Genomic DNA, 17,287 nt, shown 5'->3' on the forward strand with positions numbered 1-17,287 from the left:
AGCAGGAATTAGATGACTCAAAACAGCACTATCAGTCCGTGCAGAAGGAATTGGTTATTTCAAACGAACAATGCCAAACACTCCAACAAGAAATAAAAGTAGCTAAACAGCAATGCCAAAGCTTGCAACAGGATTTAGATGATTCAAAACAGCATTATCAGGCAGTGCAGCAGGAATTGGTTAACTCAAACGAACAATGCCAAACACTCCAACAAGAAGTAGAAGCAGCTAAACAGCAATGCCAAAGCATGCAGCAGGATTTAGATGATTCAAAACAGCATTATCAGGCAGTGCAGCAGGAATTGGTTATCTCAAACGAACAACGCCAAACCCTCCAACAAGAAGTAGAAGCAGCTAAACAGCAATGCCAAAGCATGCAGCATGAACTAATTAACTCAAACGAACGATGCCAAACACTCCACCATGATTTAGAAGAAGCAAAACACCAATACCAAACGGTGCAACAAGAATTAGACGAAGCAAAACAACAATGCCAAACGATGCAAAAAGATTTAGATGACTCAAAACAGCAATATCAGGCAGTGCAGCAGGAATTGGTTAACTCAAACGAACAATGCCAAACACTCCAACAAGAAGTAGAAGCAGCCAAACAGCAATGCCAAAGCATGCAGCATGAACTAATTAACTCAAACGAACAATGCCAAACACTCCACCATGAATTAGACGAAGCAAAACACCAATACCAAACGGTGCAACAAGAATTAGACGAAGCAAAACAACAATACCAAACAGTGCAACTAGCATTGGAGGACTCTAAGCAACAACTTCAAACAGTCCAGAAAGAGCATATGAAATCAGAAGAACATCTTTCTAGATTATCAGAAGAAAATCTGGAATTAGTGCAGGAAGCAAAAAATCAAAATGGCATTATCGCAGATCTTGAAAGCCACCTCATCCAATCCAACAGAAAAGTAATGGAATCCGGGAAAGAAAATGAACAGCTTCAAGAGGGAATGAAGACGGTAGTTTACTTGAATGATAGCCTTGAGAGTGAAAATGTAGAATTCAAAAAGAAAGTGACTCAGTTCGAAGCGGATTTGAAGGGTGCTTATGAAGAAATAAATAAATTACGTGCGTTTGTCGGCAATCTCGAAAAGAAGGCGAATTTTTTCTTCCCTAATCATACGGTGGTGGCAGAATGGAAGGAGGAGAAAGCGACATCCGATAAGCCTTCCAATAGTGAAGAACCAAAAATTCAAAGCTGGTTCTATAACAATGTAAAAAAAGAAACCTGAATGCGAAAAATTGTTTCAAGGATTTGTGCTAAGGCGGAAGACAAATTGGTCATATCAGCATAATATGATATAAGTAGTTTCATATATATGACCAAGATGGAGGTTTACGCTATGACTTATTATCACTATTCCAATTCTCAGCCCCCAACAGGGAAGGGTTCTCCTAAGGTAATTGCTTCCACCACTTCTTCGCCAAGGAAAAAAGTAAAGAAAACCTCTGGGTGCGGGTGCGGAAAGAAAAAAATCATAACGACTGATTAAGCTTTTTATTATAGAATCTCTCTTACTGACATAACCATGTATGGGAAGGGGGATTTTTATTTTGGATGAATGGTATTGGTTCCTTTTATTGGGGCTTGCTAGTTTCCGATTGACCAGGCTGATCATTACCGATAAAATTACTAATTTTTTAAGGAAACCTTTTATTGAAGAAGTGGAAGAAGTGAATGGAAACGGTGAAACGGAAACGTATGTCCTTATAAAAGGAAAGGGGTTACGCGGCTTTTTCGGAGAGCTTTTAAGCTGTCATTGGTGTACGGGAATGTGGGTGACAGCAGGTTTATTTTTCCTCTTCTATCTGTATCCACTCGCAGGAAAGCCAATGCTCGTTATTTTGGCTGCTGCAGGTCTGGCAGGAATCATTGAAAGTATCATAAATCGTATAATAGATTGAACAAAACCGGCCTTCTAAGAAAGGCTGTTTTTGTTTTATTACATAATTTTCTTCAGGATAAGAATATTAAGGGATAGAGTATTTTATTAGGAAGGTGAAAAGATGAAATATTGGAAAGTTCTTTCTGTACTAATTTTATTACTTCAGATTCTCAGTGCCTGTGGTGGAGGAGAAATTAAAGAAAGGGTGGAGGATACTGTGACACAGACCTCTACAAAGAAAAAAGAGAAATCCGATAAGGAAAAAAGGGCAGAAGAAATTGCAATTGATTTCAAAGAAGTAAAGGGTGCGGTTGCATATGATTCTGAGGATGAGCTTCTTGTTGCTTTTCATGTCACCCAATATCAAAAATTCTTCACGGAAAAGATAGAAGCCAAAGTGAAAAAGGCTTTGGAAAAAGAGTTTCCAGATGAGAATGTGATCGTTTCCCATGATCTGAAGATACGTTTGGAAATAGAACGATTGCGTAAAGACATCAAGGAAAAAAACCTAACCGAGAAAGAAATTAATAAGCGAATCGAAAAAATTGATGATCTTCGAAAAGAGAAGGCTTAGAAAGGGCGGATCCCATTTGAGTAAAAAAAATAGTCAGCCAACACCCGAGCAGAAGGAATACCAGCAATTTGAACAGCAAAGGGAACTAAAAAGACCGGTCTGGAAGAATTGTCTCATCGCCTTTTTGGTTGGAGGAATCTTTTGTATCGTAGGACAGGCTATTCAGCTTTGTTATATCCATTTCTTGAATTTTACAGAAGTTACAGCGGGGAATCCGACGGTTGCTACGATGATTTTCCTCTCTATGCTGTTGACAGGATTTGGTGTCTATGATCGAATTGCCCAATTTGGCGGGGCTGGCAGTGCTGTTCCTGTCACAGGGTTTGGTAATGCTGTAATCTCTGCTTGTATTGAACACCGCACAGAGGGATTTGTTCTAGGAGTAGGTTCCAATATGTTTAAGCTAGCCGGATCTGTGATTCTGTTCGGTGTGTTTTCCGCATTTGTCGTTGCACTAATTAAAACGGTCATCATGCAGATAGGAGGTTTCTGATGCTAAAAGGAAAACAATCTTGGACATTTGCAAATAAGCCGGTTATTCTCTCAGGAGCGGCAGTCGGTGGTCCTTTTGAAGCGAATGGTCTACTTGCCGATGATTTTGATCTATTACACAAGGATCTTTGGCTGGAAGAGGATAGCTATGAAAAGGCGCATAAGGTTCTGCTGGAGGAAGCGTGCAACAAGGCGGTGAAAAAAGCCAATATGGAGTTGGAGAATGTGCAATTCATGCTTGCTGGTGACCTGATCAATCAGATGACACCGACGAACTTTGCAGCTGAAGCTTTGGGTATTCCTTACATAGGTGTATTCGGTGCGTGTTCAACATCGATGGAAGGTCTGGCGCTGGCAAGCTTTCTTGTGAACTATGGAGGAGCGCAGTACTGCCTGACAGGGGCATCCAGCCATAATACGGCTGTAGAAAAGCAGTTCCGCTACCCGACGGAATATGGCGGACAGAAACCTCCGACGGCACAATGGACGGTAACCGGAGCAGGAGTTGGGCTGATTGGGAATGTAGGGGTAGGACCGCATGTGACAGCTGCAACAATCGGTAAAGTGATAAATATGGGTTTAACGGACCCGTTCAATATGGGTGGCGCCATGGCTCCGGCCGCAGTTGATACATTAAAAGCCCATTTTAAGGACCTTGGAAGAAATCCCTCCTACTATGATTTGATCGTAACTGGGGATCTTGGAGAAATCGGTAGACAGGTATCGCTTGATCTCCTGCGTGAGGGTGGATTCTCGATTACTGAACAGCAATATCAGGATGCAGGGTTGTTGATTTATAAAAAAGATCAGCCGGTGCTAGCTGGAGGAAGTGGGGCAGGCTGCTCGGCTACTGTTTTTTATGGGCACCTGTTAAATGAAATGAAGAAAGGAAATATAAAGCGGCTTCTGATGGTCGCAACAGGGGCACTTTTATCTCCTCTGTCCTTTCAGCAAAAGGAATCCATTCCTTGTATTGCGCACGCTGTATCAATTGAGATGGGAGGAAATTAGCATGCTGCTATCGTTTTTTTGGGCGTTTGTTGTCGGAGGCCTCATTTGCGTCATTGGTCAAGTAATGTTTGATGTATTCAAGCTTACACCAGGCCATACCTTGAGTGCATTGGTTGTAGCAGGAGCAATTCTTGACGGACTGGGTCTTTATGAACCTTTGATCGCATTTGCAGGTGCAGGGGCGACTGTCCCAATTACAAGCTTTGGGAATTCATTGGTACATGGTGCGTTGGAGGAGGCATCCAAGCATGGACTGGTCGGGGTGTTGACCGGCATGTTCGAAGTCACCAGTTCGGGTATCTCAGCTGCCATTGTCTTCGGATTTATTGGAGCATTACTATTCAAGCCGAAAGGATAAAGGCCATGGAAGAAAAATTAATTTTAAGCTATAACCTTGCTTCTTTAAAGATGATACGCAGCAGTCTTCAGGTTTTTGCAATGGAAGCGGTCGATGAGGGGGCACGCCAGAGCTACCACGAATCCATGATGAAAATTGACGAACTTGTTTCTACCATCAACATAAAATTGAAAAATCAAAACCAATCAACACAAGGAAAATAAAAAAGGGGCTGGCTCGATATGCCGCAATGGACAGAGATTGCGATTCGCTCTTTTTCCATCATTATAGGGCTCTTTATCATTACCAAGCTATTGGGGAAAAAGCAGCTTTCGAAACTTTCCTTTTTTGAATATATTGTAGGTATAACAGTAGGGGATATTGCTGGTACACTGTCCATGGATCCCGATCTCAAAGTGGGAAATGGAATTACCAGTATTCTGATATGGTCACTGTTTCCTTTGGTCATTTCCCAGATTTCTCTCAGGTCAAAAGGATTTCGGGATATAATTGAAGGAAATGCCACAGTTTTTATAGAAAATGGGAAAATCCTGGAACGGAATTTGAGAAAAGAAAAATATTCGATTGATGAACTGCTGGAGCAGCTGCGGAAGAAGGATATATTCAACATTGATTATATTGAATTTGCAACCTTGGAATCAAACGGCGATCTAAGTGTTCTTTTAAAGAAGGAACATCAGCCGATTACCTATGGGGACATTTATTCGGACAATCCGCATATTACCGAACCGCAGACAGTGATAATGGACGGTGATATTCTCGACGAGCCGCTTGCCAAGATCGGATTAAATCGCGGGTGGCTTAAAGCACAGCTGGAAAAAGAACAGGTGCTGCTGGAATCGGTTTTTTTGGCGCAGGTTGATTCAAAAGGGAGAATAAGTCTGGATTTGTATAATGACAAATTGGCACCGGAAAAAATGAAAGAAAGACAGCTGTTGCTTTTGACACTTGAAAAGTGCGAGGCTGACTTTTCCTACTTGGAAAAGATTACTCCCACTCAAACTGAAAAAGGGATGTATGAAGAAATTTCTGCGCAGCTTGCAAATATTAAAAATAGATTGAGCCCGTTATTAAAGGATTGAAGGACCATCTTTTCAACCTTTTACATAGACTATTTTGAGGTGAAAACATGGGAGATTTTGATTTCGGGGAAGAACATCTGAAGTTTATGTTTGAGCGGTGGAAGGTGATGGGAAATCTGAAAGAGACGGAGAAGCTCGGCAAGGATCATATTGCAAGTGCAGAAGACTTTATACTGAATGCGCTATGGTTGGAGGCCAGAATGAACAAGTACATGGGAAATCTGGAAAAATGGATGGAAGGTTCATGAGCAAATTTTATGAAATGGGCGAGAATGATTAACTTCGAAGCGGATGAAGTAAGGAAATTCCTTATTTATCATCGGCTTTTTTATATGCAAATAGCAAGCCAGGCCCGGATATATGGGGAATCTTTCAAGAGAACCATGGAAACAGGCTTGGTTTCAATAATATAGAAAGAATCAAATATTTGAATATTCTCTTCAGATGTGCCCAAACCGAATGAAAAAAAAAACATATAGTATTAGGGAATCTTCATTAAGGAGGTGCGAGATTATGGGTTACTATGGTGGCTATCCTTATGGCGTAGGTGGAGCAGGATATCCTGGTTACGGCTATGGCTGTGGCGGCAATACTGGCGGTACATTCGTCCTGATTGTCGTTCTATTCATTCTTCTAATTATCGTTGGTGCTTCTAAATTCTATTGATAAATAGAAAAGAATGAAGAAAAGCGCGGATAACCGTGCTTTTTTTCATGTATGACTCTAAATTGAAACTGTATCCAAGTAACAAACCCATTCTTTTACACATACAATGAGGTATATCCGAGAGGAGGATGTATAGTGGACAATAATTTATTCAAAGGCATAGAGAAGAAAACCGGTGTAAATATGAAGGATGTATTTGAACTCGCAAATTCGATGCAAAATGCAAATTTCAAGGATGAGCAGACAGTACGGAATCTTGTCAGCCGTGTAGCCACCCTTGCCAATAAAAAGGTACCTAAGGAACTCGAAGATAAAATTGTAAATACATTGGTGAATGGAAATAAGCCTGTTGACATGGGAACCATTTCAAAAATGTTAAATGAAAAGAAAAAATAGCAAATAAAAAATCTGGCTCTCCACCGAGTGCCAGATTTTTTTATTACTAGACTGTTTCCAAATCGCTCAATACCAAATTCCTGTCGCCATCTTTTTCAATATGTGGAGCTGCTTCGTGCGCCAGGCGCAAATAGTCTTCCTTCAGTTCCTGCTCGTCGCCTACACTATAGGCACGGGCCATGGCTTCATAAGCAAATGCCAAATCAAAGTCCTGTATCTTATGTTCCAGGCAAATGGCCAAGTTGCGTTTTGCATGATACAGGGAAGGCTCTGGGCGTTTCAAAACAGCATATACCCTTGAAATCTGCCATTCTCCGCGAGAAAAATGTACAGGTTCCCCAATCTCATTCCAATGATAGCGCGATGCGTGTGCTTTATGTACCATTAAAAAGTCTTCCTCTTCCGTACGAGATTCTTTTTCCATCAGGTCCCATACTTGATTGAAGAGGGCTACGGCAGTTTTACGATGGAATTGTGTCCATTGTTCTATGTCTTGAAGTGTTTTTGTCATAATATTCCCCTTCATTTTTAATAGTCTGTATATTTAAATAGTATCATGTATCAGGTCGCTGCGTTATATTAATTTGGTATTTTTTCCGAATGATGCAAACTGATGATCTGTCTTTGTGAAATCTCTTCCTCCAAAAGCTGAATGAAGTGTAAATCTAGATTCTTCTTTCTTGCATTTTCATATGCAAATATTAATGATTCATCTGTCAGTTCCGTAATGGCACAATTGGATTTGGTGGTTTGCATCGATAGATCATTCCCCTTTCTTACCTTAAAACCGGTCTGAATTTTCAGTTCCGTTCAGCTCATACGTGGTACATACCCCAATTGAAATATTTTAAACGTTATAAAGCACATCAGGGAAAATAAAAAAGCAATCCCATTTTGAAGGGATTGCTTGGGGATTTATAGAATATCTTTAATGAATCGTGACATATACGCTTTTTTTCCTCTTCTGTTTTCAGGGATGGAAAGAAACAATGCTTCCTGGGCACGTGTCATGGCAACATAAAGCAATCTGCGCTCCTCTTCAAGGGCCAGGTGTTCTCCATTGCGAAATGTCTCTAATGAAAAATCATGTGGGAGGCTCCCATCTACTGCACTTAGAATATATACATGATTATACTCCAAACCCTTTGAACGATGGATAGTCGAGAGATGAATAGCATTGCCGTACTTTTTGCTGAGCTTTTTCATCTCATCCGTTTTGGCGATCATATCATCTACATGCTCCAGGAAATCGGAAATTGAATTGAATTTCTTTGCTACAACCTTTAGGTCACGAATCTCATCCGAGCCTTTCTCAAGGGCATTGCCTTCATTCCCGCGTTTCTTGATATAGTCATCAAACCCCATGTCCTTTTCAATCATTTCAAGCGCAACAAGAGGCGTGACCGTTTTCAAAGTGGAAAACAGTGGTACAATCCTTTTGATTTTCTTTAGTTGAAATGGCTGCAGATTCGATAATTTACCCAATGTCATTACTAGACTGCAATCCTCAAGAATGCTAAATGCTTTTGCATCCTGAAGGCTTGATTGCCTTAAAAAAAGGGCAGGCAGTATATCAGAAAATGCCTGTACATCGTTCGGATCCCGGCTTAGACGGAGAAAACCGAGGATAGCTTTGACAATTCGCCGCTTATAAAAGCTTTCATAATCCTGATCCAATGTAAATGGCAGGCCAGACTGGGAAAGGCGCTCGAAAATCGCTCTCGCTGCACTATGTGTTCGATACAATACCGCAAAATCACGTGGCTGTTTTCCCTTTTCGATTTGCTCCTTCATATCCTGGACAATCAAGGTTGCTTCTTCCTCTTCGTCATATGGAAAGAACAGAACAGGCCAGGTCTGATTGTCATATTGAGCCACCATTCTTTTTTGCTTGCGGCTTTTGTTCTTTTGGATAACCAGGTTTGCCGCTGAAACGATGCTGTGGGCGGAGCGGTAATTTTGGGATAAGGTAACAACTTTGGTGTTCGGGAAATCAAGGTGATAATTCAGGATGAAGTCTGGATTACTTCCTCTAAAAGCATAAATACTTTGGTCATCATCCCCGACAGCACAGATGTTTCCTTCAGGTGCGAGAAGCTTGATGGTTTCATATTGTACTTTGTTGATGTCCTGAAATTCATCAATAAGAAAATAGCGGAAGCGTTCCTGATATCTGGTCAAAAGTGCGGGATTCTCCAATAAAAGCTCATAACAGCCTATAAGCATATCATCAAAGTCAAACAACTGCTTCTCTTTTTTCCAATCCTCATAATCGTTGTACAAGCTAGCTATTTGTTCTTCAACCTTATTGCTTGGTGTAATCATTTTCGGTGTCAGCATATTGTTTTTCCAAAATCCAATCTGCTGAATTGCCTGATCAAAGGGGAAATCCTTTTCATCGAGTCCGATTTTCCTTCCCGCTGATTTTAGAAACTGTTCCTTTTGCCAGTCCCACTTGATGAGGTTTTCCCCATTCCAGCGAGCGGGGTGATGATGGGCCAGCATTTTATAGAAGATACTATGGAAGGTGCCTGCAACAAGGGTGGAGAAAATCCTTTCATGCTGACCTTCATACATCTGCAATCTTTCCTTCATTTCGTTCGCGGCTTTTGCTGTAAATGTGATCAGCATAATGGAGCGGGGATCTATCCCTATTTCCTGTACCATATAGGCCACCCGGGTTGTAAGGACGCGGGTTTTGCCGCTGCCCGCACCAGCTAGAACAAGAAGCGGTCCATCAATGGAGGTTACCGCTTTCTGTTGAGCAGAATCAAGGAAGATATTTTTCTCCTCAATTTTCTGGAAAAACCCACCTAAAGTAGAAAGGGGAGCCGAATTTTCTTTAATAAAGGTAGGCAGCTTGGAAAGTAGCTTTGGATTTTTCCATTTTACTTGTTTGACAGCATTTGTACCGGAATCGGTCGCTATTGATCTGGATTTAGGGAAACGGAATCCATTACGTTCCACATAGAGTTCCTCTTGAGGTTCGGTGGGCGGCACTGTCTCCAGTTCCCCTAGAGGCATTTCATGGACAATGGATGTATGTATATGGTAAAAATGAGGCTCTTTACGAAGACCGAGATAGAGTTTGACGCCTTCTCCACAGACCGTACATTGGAGCTCGCCTTTAATACCTGCTTCATATATTTCCTGATAGCGTTCTCTCGTCATTTTATCTAAATGTATGGATCGTTCGTTCCAAATGGCAGACTTCATTTGTAAAACTCCTTTAACAGTCAATCCTTCTCATATTAACACATAATATATCAATAAGACATGAGGCATTAATAGTTTGTTAATTTCTAAAAAAGGGAAAAATGAAGAAAGGAGTGATGGATAATGGGCTATGTTTTGCCTGTTCAAATGGATGCATATACGCAATATGCGAATCGCTTAAATACAACCAAGGAACTGATCAAATTGGATCCGGTAATAAGACCTGCATTTTACCGGGTTGATTCCCAGTACTCTTGGGAGGATATCCAGAAAAACGCCAGGCCAAGCTTGTATAGAGGGAAAAGGGATGAAAAAGCGGCTGAGTATATTTCTGATCACTTATTGGCGGAATTAACAGGAAAGGGAAGGTATGTAAACGAATCTATATAGAAGTAAATTTCTAAAGGAAGTGCTTGATGTGGATTTTCAATGGATAACAGAATCGGTTGGTTATTTTCAAGGTGCAGTGAATATTGGGTATATCAAAGTTTCCTCCAAAGAGGGGCTGCTGGTGGACGCTGGTCTTGACGATCAGGCGATGAAAAAAGTGTTGAGGCACCTTGGTGAGCGAGAGTTGCCTCTGACACATCTATTCATTACACATGCTCACGCGGATCATTACGGAGGCGCCGCCTACCTTCAACAAAAACAGGTGATTCACACATTTGCACCAAATCTGGAATCGGCTATATTAGAGAACCCGATACTCGAGCCACTATATTTATTCCATGGAGTTTATCCATTGGCGCATTGGAGAAACAAATTTCTGGAAGGGAAACCTGTCAGAGTGGATACTATTATAATGGAAGAAGAGAACCTGAAGGTGGGGGAGGTAAGCTTTAAAACCATTGCATTGCCAGGTCATAGCTATAATCAGTTTGGTATTATAGCTGAAGACATCTTTTTTGCGGCTGATGGATACTTTGGAAAAGAATCATTGGATAAACACGGGATTCCTTTTATCGTGGATGCAACCCGTACTTTGGCGAGTCTGGAGAAAATAAAAAGTCTTCCGTGCAAGGGAGCCATACCAGGACACGGAAGCTTTGAAGAGGACCATGTAAAGACGATTGATGAGAATATCAGAGTACATAAGGAAATCGAACAATTAGTAGAAGAAAATGTTAGAGCATGCAAAGACGGAATAACTCTGGAAAACCTTGTTGCATTATGTTGCAGCGAAAAAGCTGTTGTCATCAAAAATGCACCTTCCTTCATGCTTTTTCGAACAGCGATATCGGCATACCTAACTAAGCTTATAAGTGAAGAAAAGGTTGATTTTGCAGTCAAAAATAATCAGTTGGTTGTGGTGTCGCTCTCCAGGTAAGGAATGACATAAAGAGGCATTCCTCTTTCCCATTCAGCAAAAATCAACTCTTTTGGAGTGTGGTATCCCAGCTTTTTTATTTCTGATAATAGCCATTGCTCTGTAAGGTTAATTTCTTTCAGGTTTTCCGATAAGATGCGGCCGTCCGTTATGAGAGGGATGGAAAGCGTTACTTCTTTGCTTGGAACATTCAAATCCCTGTTAATAGGGGTTTCATATCCATACTTTTTAAGGACGCTGACTGTACCGTCGGTTTCCAGAATTGCATATTCCACTTCCCTTAGAGAGAAGGCCCCTTTGGAACGGAGAAGATGGCGAAGCTGATCAATATCAAGTTTCGCTTTTTTCAGTTCTTTCTTATTAATCCGGCCTCTATGTATGACAATGGAGGGCCGGCCTTCAAGCCATGCCCTTGTGCGGCCCCATTTTTGTGTAATCATTTCCAGTAAATAGATGAGTAGTCCCCATAGAATTACGGTGAAAAGTATTTTTACAACCCCAATTTCTTTATCATATAAGGCGTTTCCGACAAGTTCCCCTAAAACCAAGGCTGAAATAAAATCAAATGGGGTAATCTGAGTAATCTGCGTTTTCCCCAAGAGCTGGGTAAGGGCAAAAAGCGCACAAAACCCTATAATCAACTCTACAGTGATTCGTCCATATTCCATCATAATTTGGCTGTCATCCTTCACTTGTTTTCCTCCTAGTAGTGTACTCAAATTAGGGAGAATTATGAAAAAAGACGAACACCCAAATTTGATGGGTGTTCGCCTATTGCAAATTAGATGGTTTTCTTCATGGTGACATGAGGTATTCCTGCGTCAAGGAAAATTTCAGAAACCGTTTGATAGCCGAGCTTGGAATAAAAGCCTTCCGCATGGGTCTGAGCATTCAATTTCAGGGAAGTGACCCCTTTTGATTGGGCATATTCTTCAATAAACTTCATGATTTGTCTACCGGAACCTCTGGCGGTACGGTGGGAAGGAAGTACGCAGATTCGTTCCACCTTGCCGGTACCTTCGATTATACGAAAGCGTCCTGCTCCAACTGCCTGATCTTCATCATACAGGACAAAATGGGCAGCTTCTGCTTCAAAATCATCAATCTCTTCTTCTATTGGTACTAATTGCTCTTCTACAAAAACGATTTTTCTAACGGAATAAGCATCCTCGAGCTGGTGTTCATTTTCCACTAATTGTACGTGCAAGGTTTAGCAGCCCTTTCCAAAACGAAATGTTTCATAAACTGTCCACATACCATCCTCAAGCTGGTATAGCAAATGGAACCGATCCACGATTTCTTCATGCTCAATGTCTGTCATTTTCAAAGCGCCAAGAACATCAGAATGTTCATCATCCGATAATTTTTGTCCGATTGTTATATGCGGTACATAGGAAAATTCGCGGTTATCATTGAAATACCCGGTCCCATTGTGCAGCTTTTCATGAAGGGAAATCAACTCTTTATTCGGATCCACTTTTAGATAAATGACATTATTAACGGGAGCAAAGGAGCTAACCTTGTAAATATTCAAAGGGATTGGAGCGGTTTCTTTTGCAATGGAAGAAAGCTCATCAGTGACAGATTTCATGTCGTTTTCATCAATTTCAAACGCATTTTTCAATGTGACATGTGGCGGAATTAACGCATAATGCGCATCATAGCGTTTACGATAAGAATTTGCAAAGTCCTGTAGTTTTTTTGTTGGAAAAATAGCGATTCCATATTTCATCCAATATCCCTCCTACTTATGTATTGTTTATAAGAAAAATGAATATTCTTTTCCTTATTTTATCGTAATTTTACTTAAATAGATAGAAAAGAATTCTGATAGTTATGAAAGCATTTTTGGCAGTGCTTGTCTCAGATCCGGCTGCCAATAAGTCCAAGTATGCGTCCCTTCGAACTCCTCATAGAATACGGTGTAGTTCTTTTCCTTCATCCGTTCATGAAGCGTGCGGTTTGGGCTGATAAAATCTTTCTTCTTGCCATCGGTGGTAGGCACTTCCGTTTCCTTTGTTCCAACCACATGATACAAGGAAAGGAAGGAGGTCTGATTAAAATCCTCGACCTTGTTCAGTACTGCTTCATCTACATAGGGTGACTGCATGATGACTTTACCAAATGTATGTGGATAGGAGAGGGCAGTCATGAGTGAAACCGTAGCACCTAAAGAATCTCCGATTAACGCACGTCCCATTCCCATTTGATAAGTCGGATATTCGCGATCGATAAACGGTGTCAGTTCGTGGGCAAGGAAACGGATATATGCACTCTGCTTGCTGCCCTCGGGATGATACTTTTCTCTTCGATCCTTCACACTCCTATATGGTATCCCGATGATGATGGTGTTTTGAATTTCCTTATTTTCTAAAAGTTGATCAGCAATCGTTCCTATTCTGCCCAATGTGAAGTAATCTTTTCCGTCTTGGGCGATAAGGACATTGTATTTATAGAGCGGCGAATAGTTCGCAGGTGTGTAAACCATTAAGGTCATTTCTTCTTGCAGTTCATTGCTATATAGTTTCAATTCCTCGATTTTCCCTGGTGTTTTTTTCATCAATTTAGCCTCCTATGATGTCTTAGTCCACTCTCGTAAGCGCTTTAGTCATAATCATATCATATCTTTCTAAAAAAGTAGGTATCTTGTGCACATGACTTTACATGAAGGCTCTGTAAAACACCGCTGTTGATTTCCGCAAAAGGCTGCGCTTTCCGCGGGGCTGACGAGAGCCTCCTCGGCTTCGCCTGTGGGGTCTCCACTAAACGCCATCTCCCGCAGGACAAGGAAGGCTGCGGCAGCGATACATCGCACGAAGAAAATGCTCGCATTTTCGAGGAGTCTCCGCCTTTTGCTCCAATCAACAGCTAGATTCTTATTAAATCAACACTAGACAGTCACAGAGCCTACATGATACAAGATTAAAATAATTTGATTTTTTCCTGTCAATATATTGACGAATAATTCATACGTTATATAATGGTTCTTATTCCAATTATTCCGATTAAACTTATGAGGATTAAATAGAAGCGGGTGATACTTATGTTTTTACAACTTTTGGATATAACGAAGAACTATGTACAGAACAATATAGAAAATACCGTCCTTTCCTCCATTAATGTGGATATAGAAGAGGGGGAGTTTGTTTCCATCCTAGGGCCTTCAGGCTGTGGAAAATCCACCTTGCTTTCCATGGTGGCTGGTTTGCTGAAGCCTACCAGCGGTGAAATCCGATTACATGACTCGGTCATTACAAAACCTGGTAAGGATAGGGGAATGGTGTTCCAACAAGCAGCCCTGTTCCCGTGGATGACAGTCGAGGAAAATGTCCTCTTTGCCATCAGAGACATGAAGAATAAAGAAGAACGATTGCAGCGCGCCAATCATTATTTGAAAATGGTCCAGCTTGGAAGCAATCTCACACAGTATCCACACGAACTTTCCGGCGGAATGCAGCAAAGAGTATCCATTGCACGTGCCCTTGCCATGGACCCCGCCGTATTACTGATGGATGAACCTTTTGGCGCCCTGGATGAACAAACAAGATTGCGATTACAGCAGGAGTTGGAAACCATCTGGTTACAGACCCAAAAGACGGTTCTATTTGTCACTCACAGCATTCATGAATCAATCAAGCTTTCTGACAGAATCCTTGTCATGGGAACAAGACCTGGAACGATTATAGCAGATATAAAAGTGGGTCTGCCACGTCCCAGAATGAGAACGAGTGAAGAGGTTGCCGAACTGGAGCTTGAAATCAGCAGAATGCTTGAGAAAGAGATAGATAAAGTCGTGAAAGAGGAGTTAAAGCAATGAAACCAGGAGTTAAACGCCTCATATTTTTTGCAACCCTATTTATTGTCTGGGAGCTTGCAGTGAGAATAATTGGCTGGTCACCGGATCTCATGCCAAAGCCGTCCAATGTTGCTGAGGCACTTTATGCAGGTTTTGCAGATAAAACATTGATCTATGACCTATTGGCAAGCTTTAAACGATTGGCTGTAGGACTCGCAATCTCCTTGGTTATTGGAACATTGCTGGGCATTTGGCTTGCGAAATCCAAAACGGCGGATGAAACGCTCGGGACACTTGTGCTAGCACTGCAAAGTGTACCAAGCATTGTATGGCTGCCACTTGCCATCATCTGGTTCGGTTTTAATGAAACAGCCATCATTTTTATTGTCACACTGGGTGGTACTTTGGTGATGACGATTAATATGAGAATGGGAATAAAAAGTGTACCGCCACTTTTTATAAAAGCCGCTTCCACTATGGGAGCAACAGGAATTGAAATGTTCTGGAAAATCATCCTGCCTGCGTCTATCCCATATGCAGTGACAGGAGCAAGACTCGCCTGGGCATTCGCGTGGAGAGCATTGATGGCTGCTGAGCTTCTTAGTATGGGGCCAGGGCTTGGCTACACGTTGAAATATGCAGCAGACTTCGGACAGATGAGTCTTGTGTTTGGAGTCATCATCATTATTTGTGTCATCGGTTCCGTTGTTGATTTAGTCATCTTCCAGCGCTTCGAAAAAAATGTCATTCGTCGCTGGGGCTTGGATTCATAAATAGAGAGTGTACGAGGGAGGAAAGAAGATGAAAAAAAGTTGGTTGGCTGTTAGTGCCCTATTTTTGCTGGTGCTGGGGGTTCTAAGCGGGTGTGGTTCATCAAGCAATGGTACTGGAGATGGAAAGGAAAAAGTGGTAATCGGATATTTTCCTAACATCGATCATGTTCCGGCAATGGTTGCAAGAGAAAAGGCATTATATGAAAAAGCCTTGGGTGACGATTATACAGTGGAATATAAAACATTCCCTGACGGTGGAGCATTTATGACAGCATTGAAAACCGGGGATATCGATGGTGGACTTGTAGGTCCTGCGCCGGTCATGAATAACTATACAAGTGGGGCGGATGTAAAGATTGTTGCTGGAGCTTCCTCTGGCGGGACCGTTATTATTGCGAGCAAAGAAAGCGGGATTACTTCTGTTGAAGAGCTTGACGGAGCCACGTTCATAACACCTGGAATAGGATGTACACATGATGTGCAAATGGAAACATTCCTGAAAGACTTTGGACTTTCATCTGCACGAATCGGTGGAACCTTGAAGCATGTAACCGGTAACCCTGCACAATATGGGGGTATGTTCGAATCAAAGAAGGTGGATGCCGCAGCTGTACCGGAACCTTGGGCTTCAGTCCTATCCATTGAGTATGGAGCAAAGATTCTCGTGGACAGCAATGAAATATCCTATGGCACCACTCTTCCAAATACGATTTTTGTAACGACCGGTAAACTGATTGATGAAAAGAAGGAACTGGTGGAGAAGCTTGTGGCAGCGCATCAGGAATCGGTTAATTTTATCGCAGAAAATCCGGAAGATTCAAAGGAGATTGCGATTAAATCCATCAAGGAATCCACGAATCAGGAGCTTTCCAAAGAGGTTGTAGATTCAGCTTGGGAAAGAATCCGTTTTACAAACGAAGTGGACGCGGAAGTAATCCAGGAATTTGCAAACTCTTCCTTTGATCTGAAATTCCTTAAAGAAAAACCAGATTTCAAAGAACTTATCGATACACAATTCATTAACTAGCACATAAGTGGGGTGTCGGGCTATAATAGTCTCGACACTTTTTCTTTAGTTAACTAGGGGGTCTTCTTATGAAAAAATATTTTGCAATATGCGTTTTTACGTTATCCATTCTATTGCTTGGTGCATGCAGTGCTGATAAGGAAATAAATTTGGATGAAGAGTTTTCCATGAAGCTTGAGGTAAGTGAGCTTACAGGTAAAAACCAGGCCGGAGAGGCATTTGCGACTTCTGATAAAAAAGGGGAATATTGGCTGGCCAACTTCATCTTCACAAACTGTGATACGGTATGCCCTCCAATGACAGCGAATATGGCGAGAGTGCAGCGCCAAATGGAAGAGGAAGGACTTGATATCTCCATCGTTTCCTTTAGTATCGATCCTGTCGTAGACACCCCGGATGCATTAAAGGATTACGGAGATCAGGTGGAAGCGGATTACAGCAGCTGGGACTTTGTTACGGGATACTCGCAGGAGGATATAGAAAGGTTTGCAAATGTCTCCTTTATGGTACCTGCAGCCAAGGATGAGTCCTCAGACCAGTATATGCATAGTACGGGAATCTTTCTTGTAGACAAAGAAGGTTATGTCCGGGAACAATACAGTGGAATGGATGTACCGTTTGAGGAAATCATGGAGGATCTTAAAAAAGTAAGAGAATAG

At 41.6% G+C, this 17,287-nt stretch carries 24 protein-coding genes; 17 read left to right on the forward strand and 7 right to left on the reverse strand.

Annotated features, from left to right (window positions below; genetic code table 11):
* The 11 genes from ACFVAD_RS15390 to spoVIF form a co-directional block, all read left to right on the forward strand.
* Positions 1-1,256 (forward strand): hypothetical protein (locus ACFVAD_RS15390; protein WP_386641784.1); only part of this gene is annotated, 1,256 nt, incomplete at its 5' end.
* Between the two features lie 319 nt (positions 1,257-1,575).
* Positions 1,576-1,929: a DUF1360 domain-containing protein gene (locus tag ACFVAD_RS15395; RefSeq protein WP_386641949.1), complete on the forward strand. Its 354-nt coding sequence runs from the start codon at positions 1,576-1,578 to the stop codon at positions 1,927-1,929.
* A gap of 102 nt (positions 1,930-2,031) precedes the next feature.
* The gene (locus tag ACFVAD_RS15400) at positions 2,032-2,484 is read left to right on the forward strand and encodes a YhcN/YlaJ family sporulation lipoprotein (RefSeq protein ID WP_386641787.1); all 453 of its coding nucleotides are present in this window, start codon (positions 2,032-2,034) and stop codon (positions 2,482-2,484) included.
* A gap of 16 nt (positions 2,485-2,500) precedes the next feature.
* A complete protein-coding gene (spoVAC, locus tag ACFVAD_RS15405) occupies positions 2,501-2,977 on the forward strand; it encodes a stage V sporulation protein AC (RefSeq protein ID WP_386641789.1) in 477 nt (158 codons plus the stop codon).
* A complete protein-coding gene (gene spoVAD, locus ACFVAD_RS15410) occupies positions 2,977-3,987 on the forward strand; it encodes a stage V sporulation protein AD (RefSeq protein ID WP_386641792.1) in 1,011 nt (336 codons plus the stop codon). Before spoVAC ends, spoVAD begins: the two co-directional genes overlap by 1 nt.
* A 1-nt stretch (position 3,988) precedes the next feature.
* The gene (spoVAE, locus tag ACFVAD_RS15415) at positions 3,989-4,345 is read left to right on the forward strand and encodes a stage V sporulation protein AE (RefSeq protein WP_386641795.1); all 357 of its coding nucleotides are present in this window, start codon (positions 3,989-3,991) and stop codon (positions 4,343-4,345) included.
* A 5-nt stretch (positions 4,346-4,350) separates the two neighbouring features.
* A complete protein-coding gene (locus ACFVAD_RS15420) occupies positions 4,351-4,548 on the forward strand; it encodes a DUF1657 domain-containing protein (RefSeq protein WP_386641798.1) in 198 nt (65 codons plus the stop codon).
* Between the two features lie 18 nt (positions 4,549-4,566).
* The gene (locus ACFVAD_RS15425; protein ID WP_386641801.1) at positions 4,567-5,427 is read left to right on the forward strand and encodes a DUF421 domain-containing protein; all 861 of its coding nucleotides are present in this window, start codon (positions 4,567-4,569) and stop codon (positions 5,425-5,427) included.
* Between the two features lie 47 nt (positions 5,428-5,474).
* Complete coding sequence (locus ACFVAD_RS15430; protein ID WP_386641804.1) at positions 5,475-5,675, forward strand: hypothetical protein; 201 nt, start codon at positions 5,475-5,477, stop codon at positions 5,673-5,675.
* 265 nt (positions 5,676-5,940) lie between these two features.
* On the forward strand, positions 5,941-6,093 hold the full coding sequence (locus ACFVAD_RS15435; protein WP_386641807.1) for a YjcZ family sporulation protein: 153 nt from the start codon (positions 5,941-5,943) through the stop codon (positions 6,091-6,093).
* A 135-nt stretch (positions 6,094-6,228) separates the two neighbouring features.
* The gene (gene spoVIF / locus ACFVAD_RS15440; protein ID WP_386641810.1) at positions 6,229-6,489 is read left to right on the forward strand and encodes a sporulation-specific transcription regulator SpoVIF; all 261 of its coding nucleotides are present in this window, start codon (positions 6,229-6,231) and stop codon (positions 6,487-6,489) included.
* 46 nt (positions 6,490-6,535) lie between these two features.
* Here spoVIF and ACFVAD_RS15445 read toward each other — a convergent pair whose 3' ends face one another.
* From ACFVAD_RS15445 to ACFVAD_RS15455, 3 genes are all read right to left on the reverse strand, one after another.
* The gene (locus tag ACFVAD_RS15445) at positions 6,536-7,000 is read right to left on the reverse strand and encodes a hypothetical protein (protein ID WP_386641813.1); all 465 of its coding nucleotides are present in this window, start codon (positions 6,998-7,000) and stop codon (positions 6,536-6,538) included.
* A gap of 68 nt (positions 7,001-7,068) precedes the next feature.
* Positions 7,069-7,245, reverse strand: coding sequence for a sporulation histidine kinase inhibitor Sda (gene sda / locus ACFVAD_RS15450; RefSeq protein WP_386641816.1), 177 nt, complete (start codon positions 7,243-7,245; stop codon positions 7,069-7,071).
* A gap of 159 nt (positions 7,246-7,404) precedes the next feature.
* Positions 7,405-9,705, reverse strand: coding sequence for a UvrD-helicase domain-containing protein (locus ACFVAD_RS15455; RefSeq protein WP_386641818.1), 2,301 nt, complete (start codon positions 9,703-9,705; stop codon positions 7,405-7,407).
* 123 nt (positions 9,706-9,828) lie between these two features.
* Between ACFVAD_RS15455 and ACFVAD_RS15460 the strand changes: the two genes are divergently transcribed.
* Positions 9,829-10,095, forward strand: coding sequence for a hypothetical protein (locus ACFVAD_RS15460; protein WP_386641821.1), 267 nt, complete (start codon positions 9,829-9,831; stop codon positions 10,093-10,095).
* 28 nt (positions 10,096-10,123) lie between these two features.
* Positions 10,124-11,032 carry an MBL fold metallo-hydrolase gene (locus ACFVAD_RS15465; RefSeq protein ID WP_386641824.1) on the forward strand — a complete coding sequence of 303 codons (909 nt, stop codon included), beginning with the start codon at positions 10,124-10,126 and terminating at the stop codon, positions 11,030-11,032.
* Here the strand turns inward: ACFVAD_RS15465 and ACFVAD_RS15470 are convergent.
* The 4 genes from ACFVAD_RS15470 to ACFVAD_RS15485 all read right to left on the reverse strand — a co-directional run bounded on the left by ACFVAD_RS15470 (position 11,002) and on the right by ACFVAD_RS15485 (position 13,592).
* On the reverse strand, positions 11,002-11,703 hold the full coding sequence (locus ACFVAD_RS15470; RefSeq protein ID WP_386641952.1) for a DUF421 domain-containing protein: 702 nt from the start codon (positions 11,701-11,703) through the stop codon (positions 11,002-11,004). The genes ACFVAD_RS15465 and ACFVAD_RS15470 overlap by 31 nt on opposite strands.
* Positions 11,704-11,813: 110 nt before the next feature.
* Positions 11,814-12,239, reverse strand: a complete 426-nt coding sequence (locus tag ACFVAD_RS15475; protein ID WP_386641826.1) for a GNAT family N-acetyltransferase — start codon at positions 12,237-12,239, stop codon at positions 11,814-11,816.
* 3 nt (positions 12,240-12,242) lie between these two features.
* Positions 12,243-12,764: a YjcG family protein gene (locus tag ACFVAD_RS15480; protein WP_386641828.1), complete on the reverse strand. Its 522-nt coding sequence runs from the start codon at positions 12,762-12,764 to the stop codon at positions 12,243-12,245.
* 102 nt (positions 12,765-12,866) lie between these two features.
* Positions 12,867-13,592: an alpha/beta hydrolase gene (locus ACFVAD_RS15485; protein WP_386641831.1), complete on the reverse strand. Its 726-nt coding sequence runs from the start codon at positions 13,590-13,592 to the stop codon at positions 12,867-12,869.
* 483 nt (positions 13,593-14,075) lie between these two features.
* Here ACFVAD_RS15485 and ACFVAD_RS15490 point away from each other — a divergent pair, with 483 nt between their 5' ends.
* From ACFVAD_RS15490 to ACFVAD_RS15505, 4 genes are all read left to right on the forward strand, one after another.
* Positions 14,076-14,849, forward strand: a complete 774-nt coding sequence (locus tag ACFVAD_RS15490) for an ABC transporter ATP-binding protein (protein ID WP_386641834.1) — start codon at positions 14,076-14,078, stop codon at positions 14,847-14,849.
* Entirely contained in the window at positions 14,846-15,601 is a 756-nt protein-coding gene (locus ACFVAD_RS15495) for an ABC transporter permease (protein ID WP_386641837.1), read from the forward strand. Before ACFVAD_RS15490 ends, ACFVAD_RS15495 begins: the two co-directional genes overlap by 4 nt.
* A gap of 28 nt (positions 15,602-15,629) precedes the next feature.
* Positions 15,630-16,628 (forward strand): aliphatic sulfonate ABC transporter substrate-binding protein, encoded by a 999-nt coding sequence (locus ACFVAD_RS15500; protein WP_386641841.1) that lies wholly within the window; start codon positions 15,630-15,632, stop codon positions 16,626-16,628.
* A gap of 68 nt (positions 16,629-16,696) precedes the next feature.
* The gene (locus ACFVAD_RS15505) at positions 16,697-17,287 is read left to right on the forward strand and encodes an SCO family protein (RefSeq protein ID WP_386641844.1); all 591 of its coding nucleotides are present in this window, start codon (positions 16,697-16,699) and stop codon (positions 17,285-17,287) included.

Source organism: Sutcliffiella sp. NPDC057660 (genome assembly GCF_042800035.1).
Classification (GTDB): Bacteria; Bacillota; Bacilli; order Bacillales; family Bacillaceae_I; genus Sutcliffiella_A.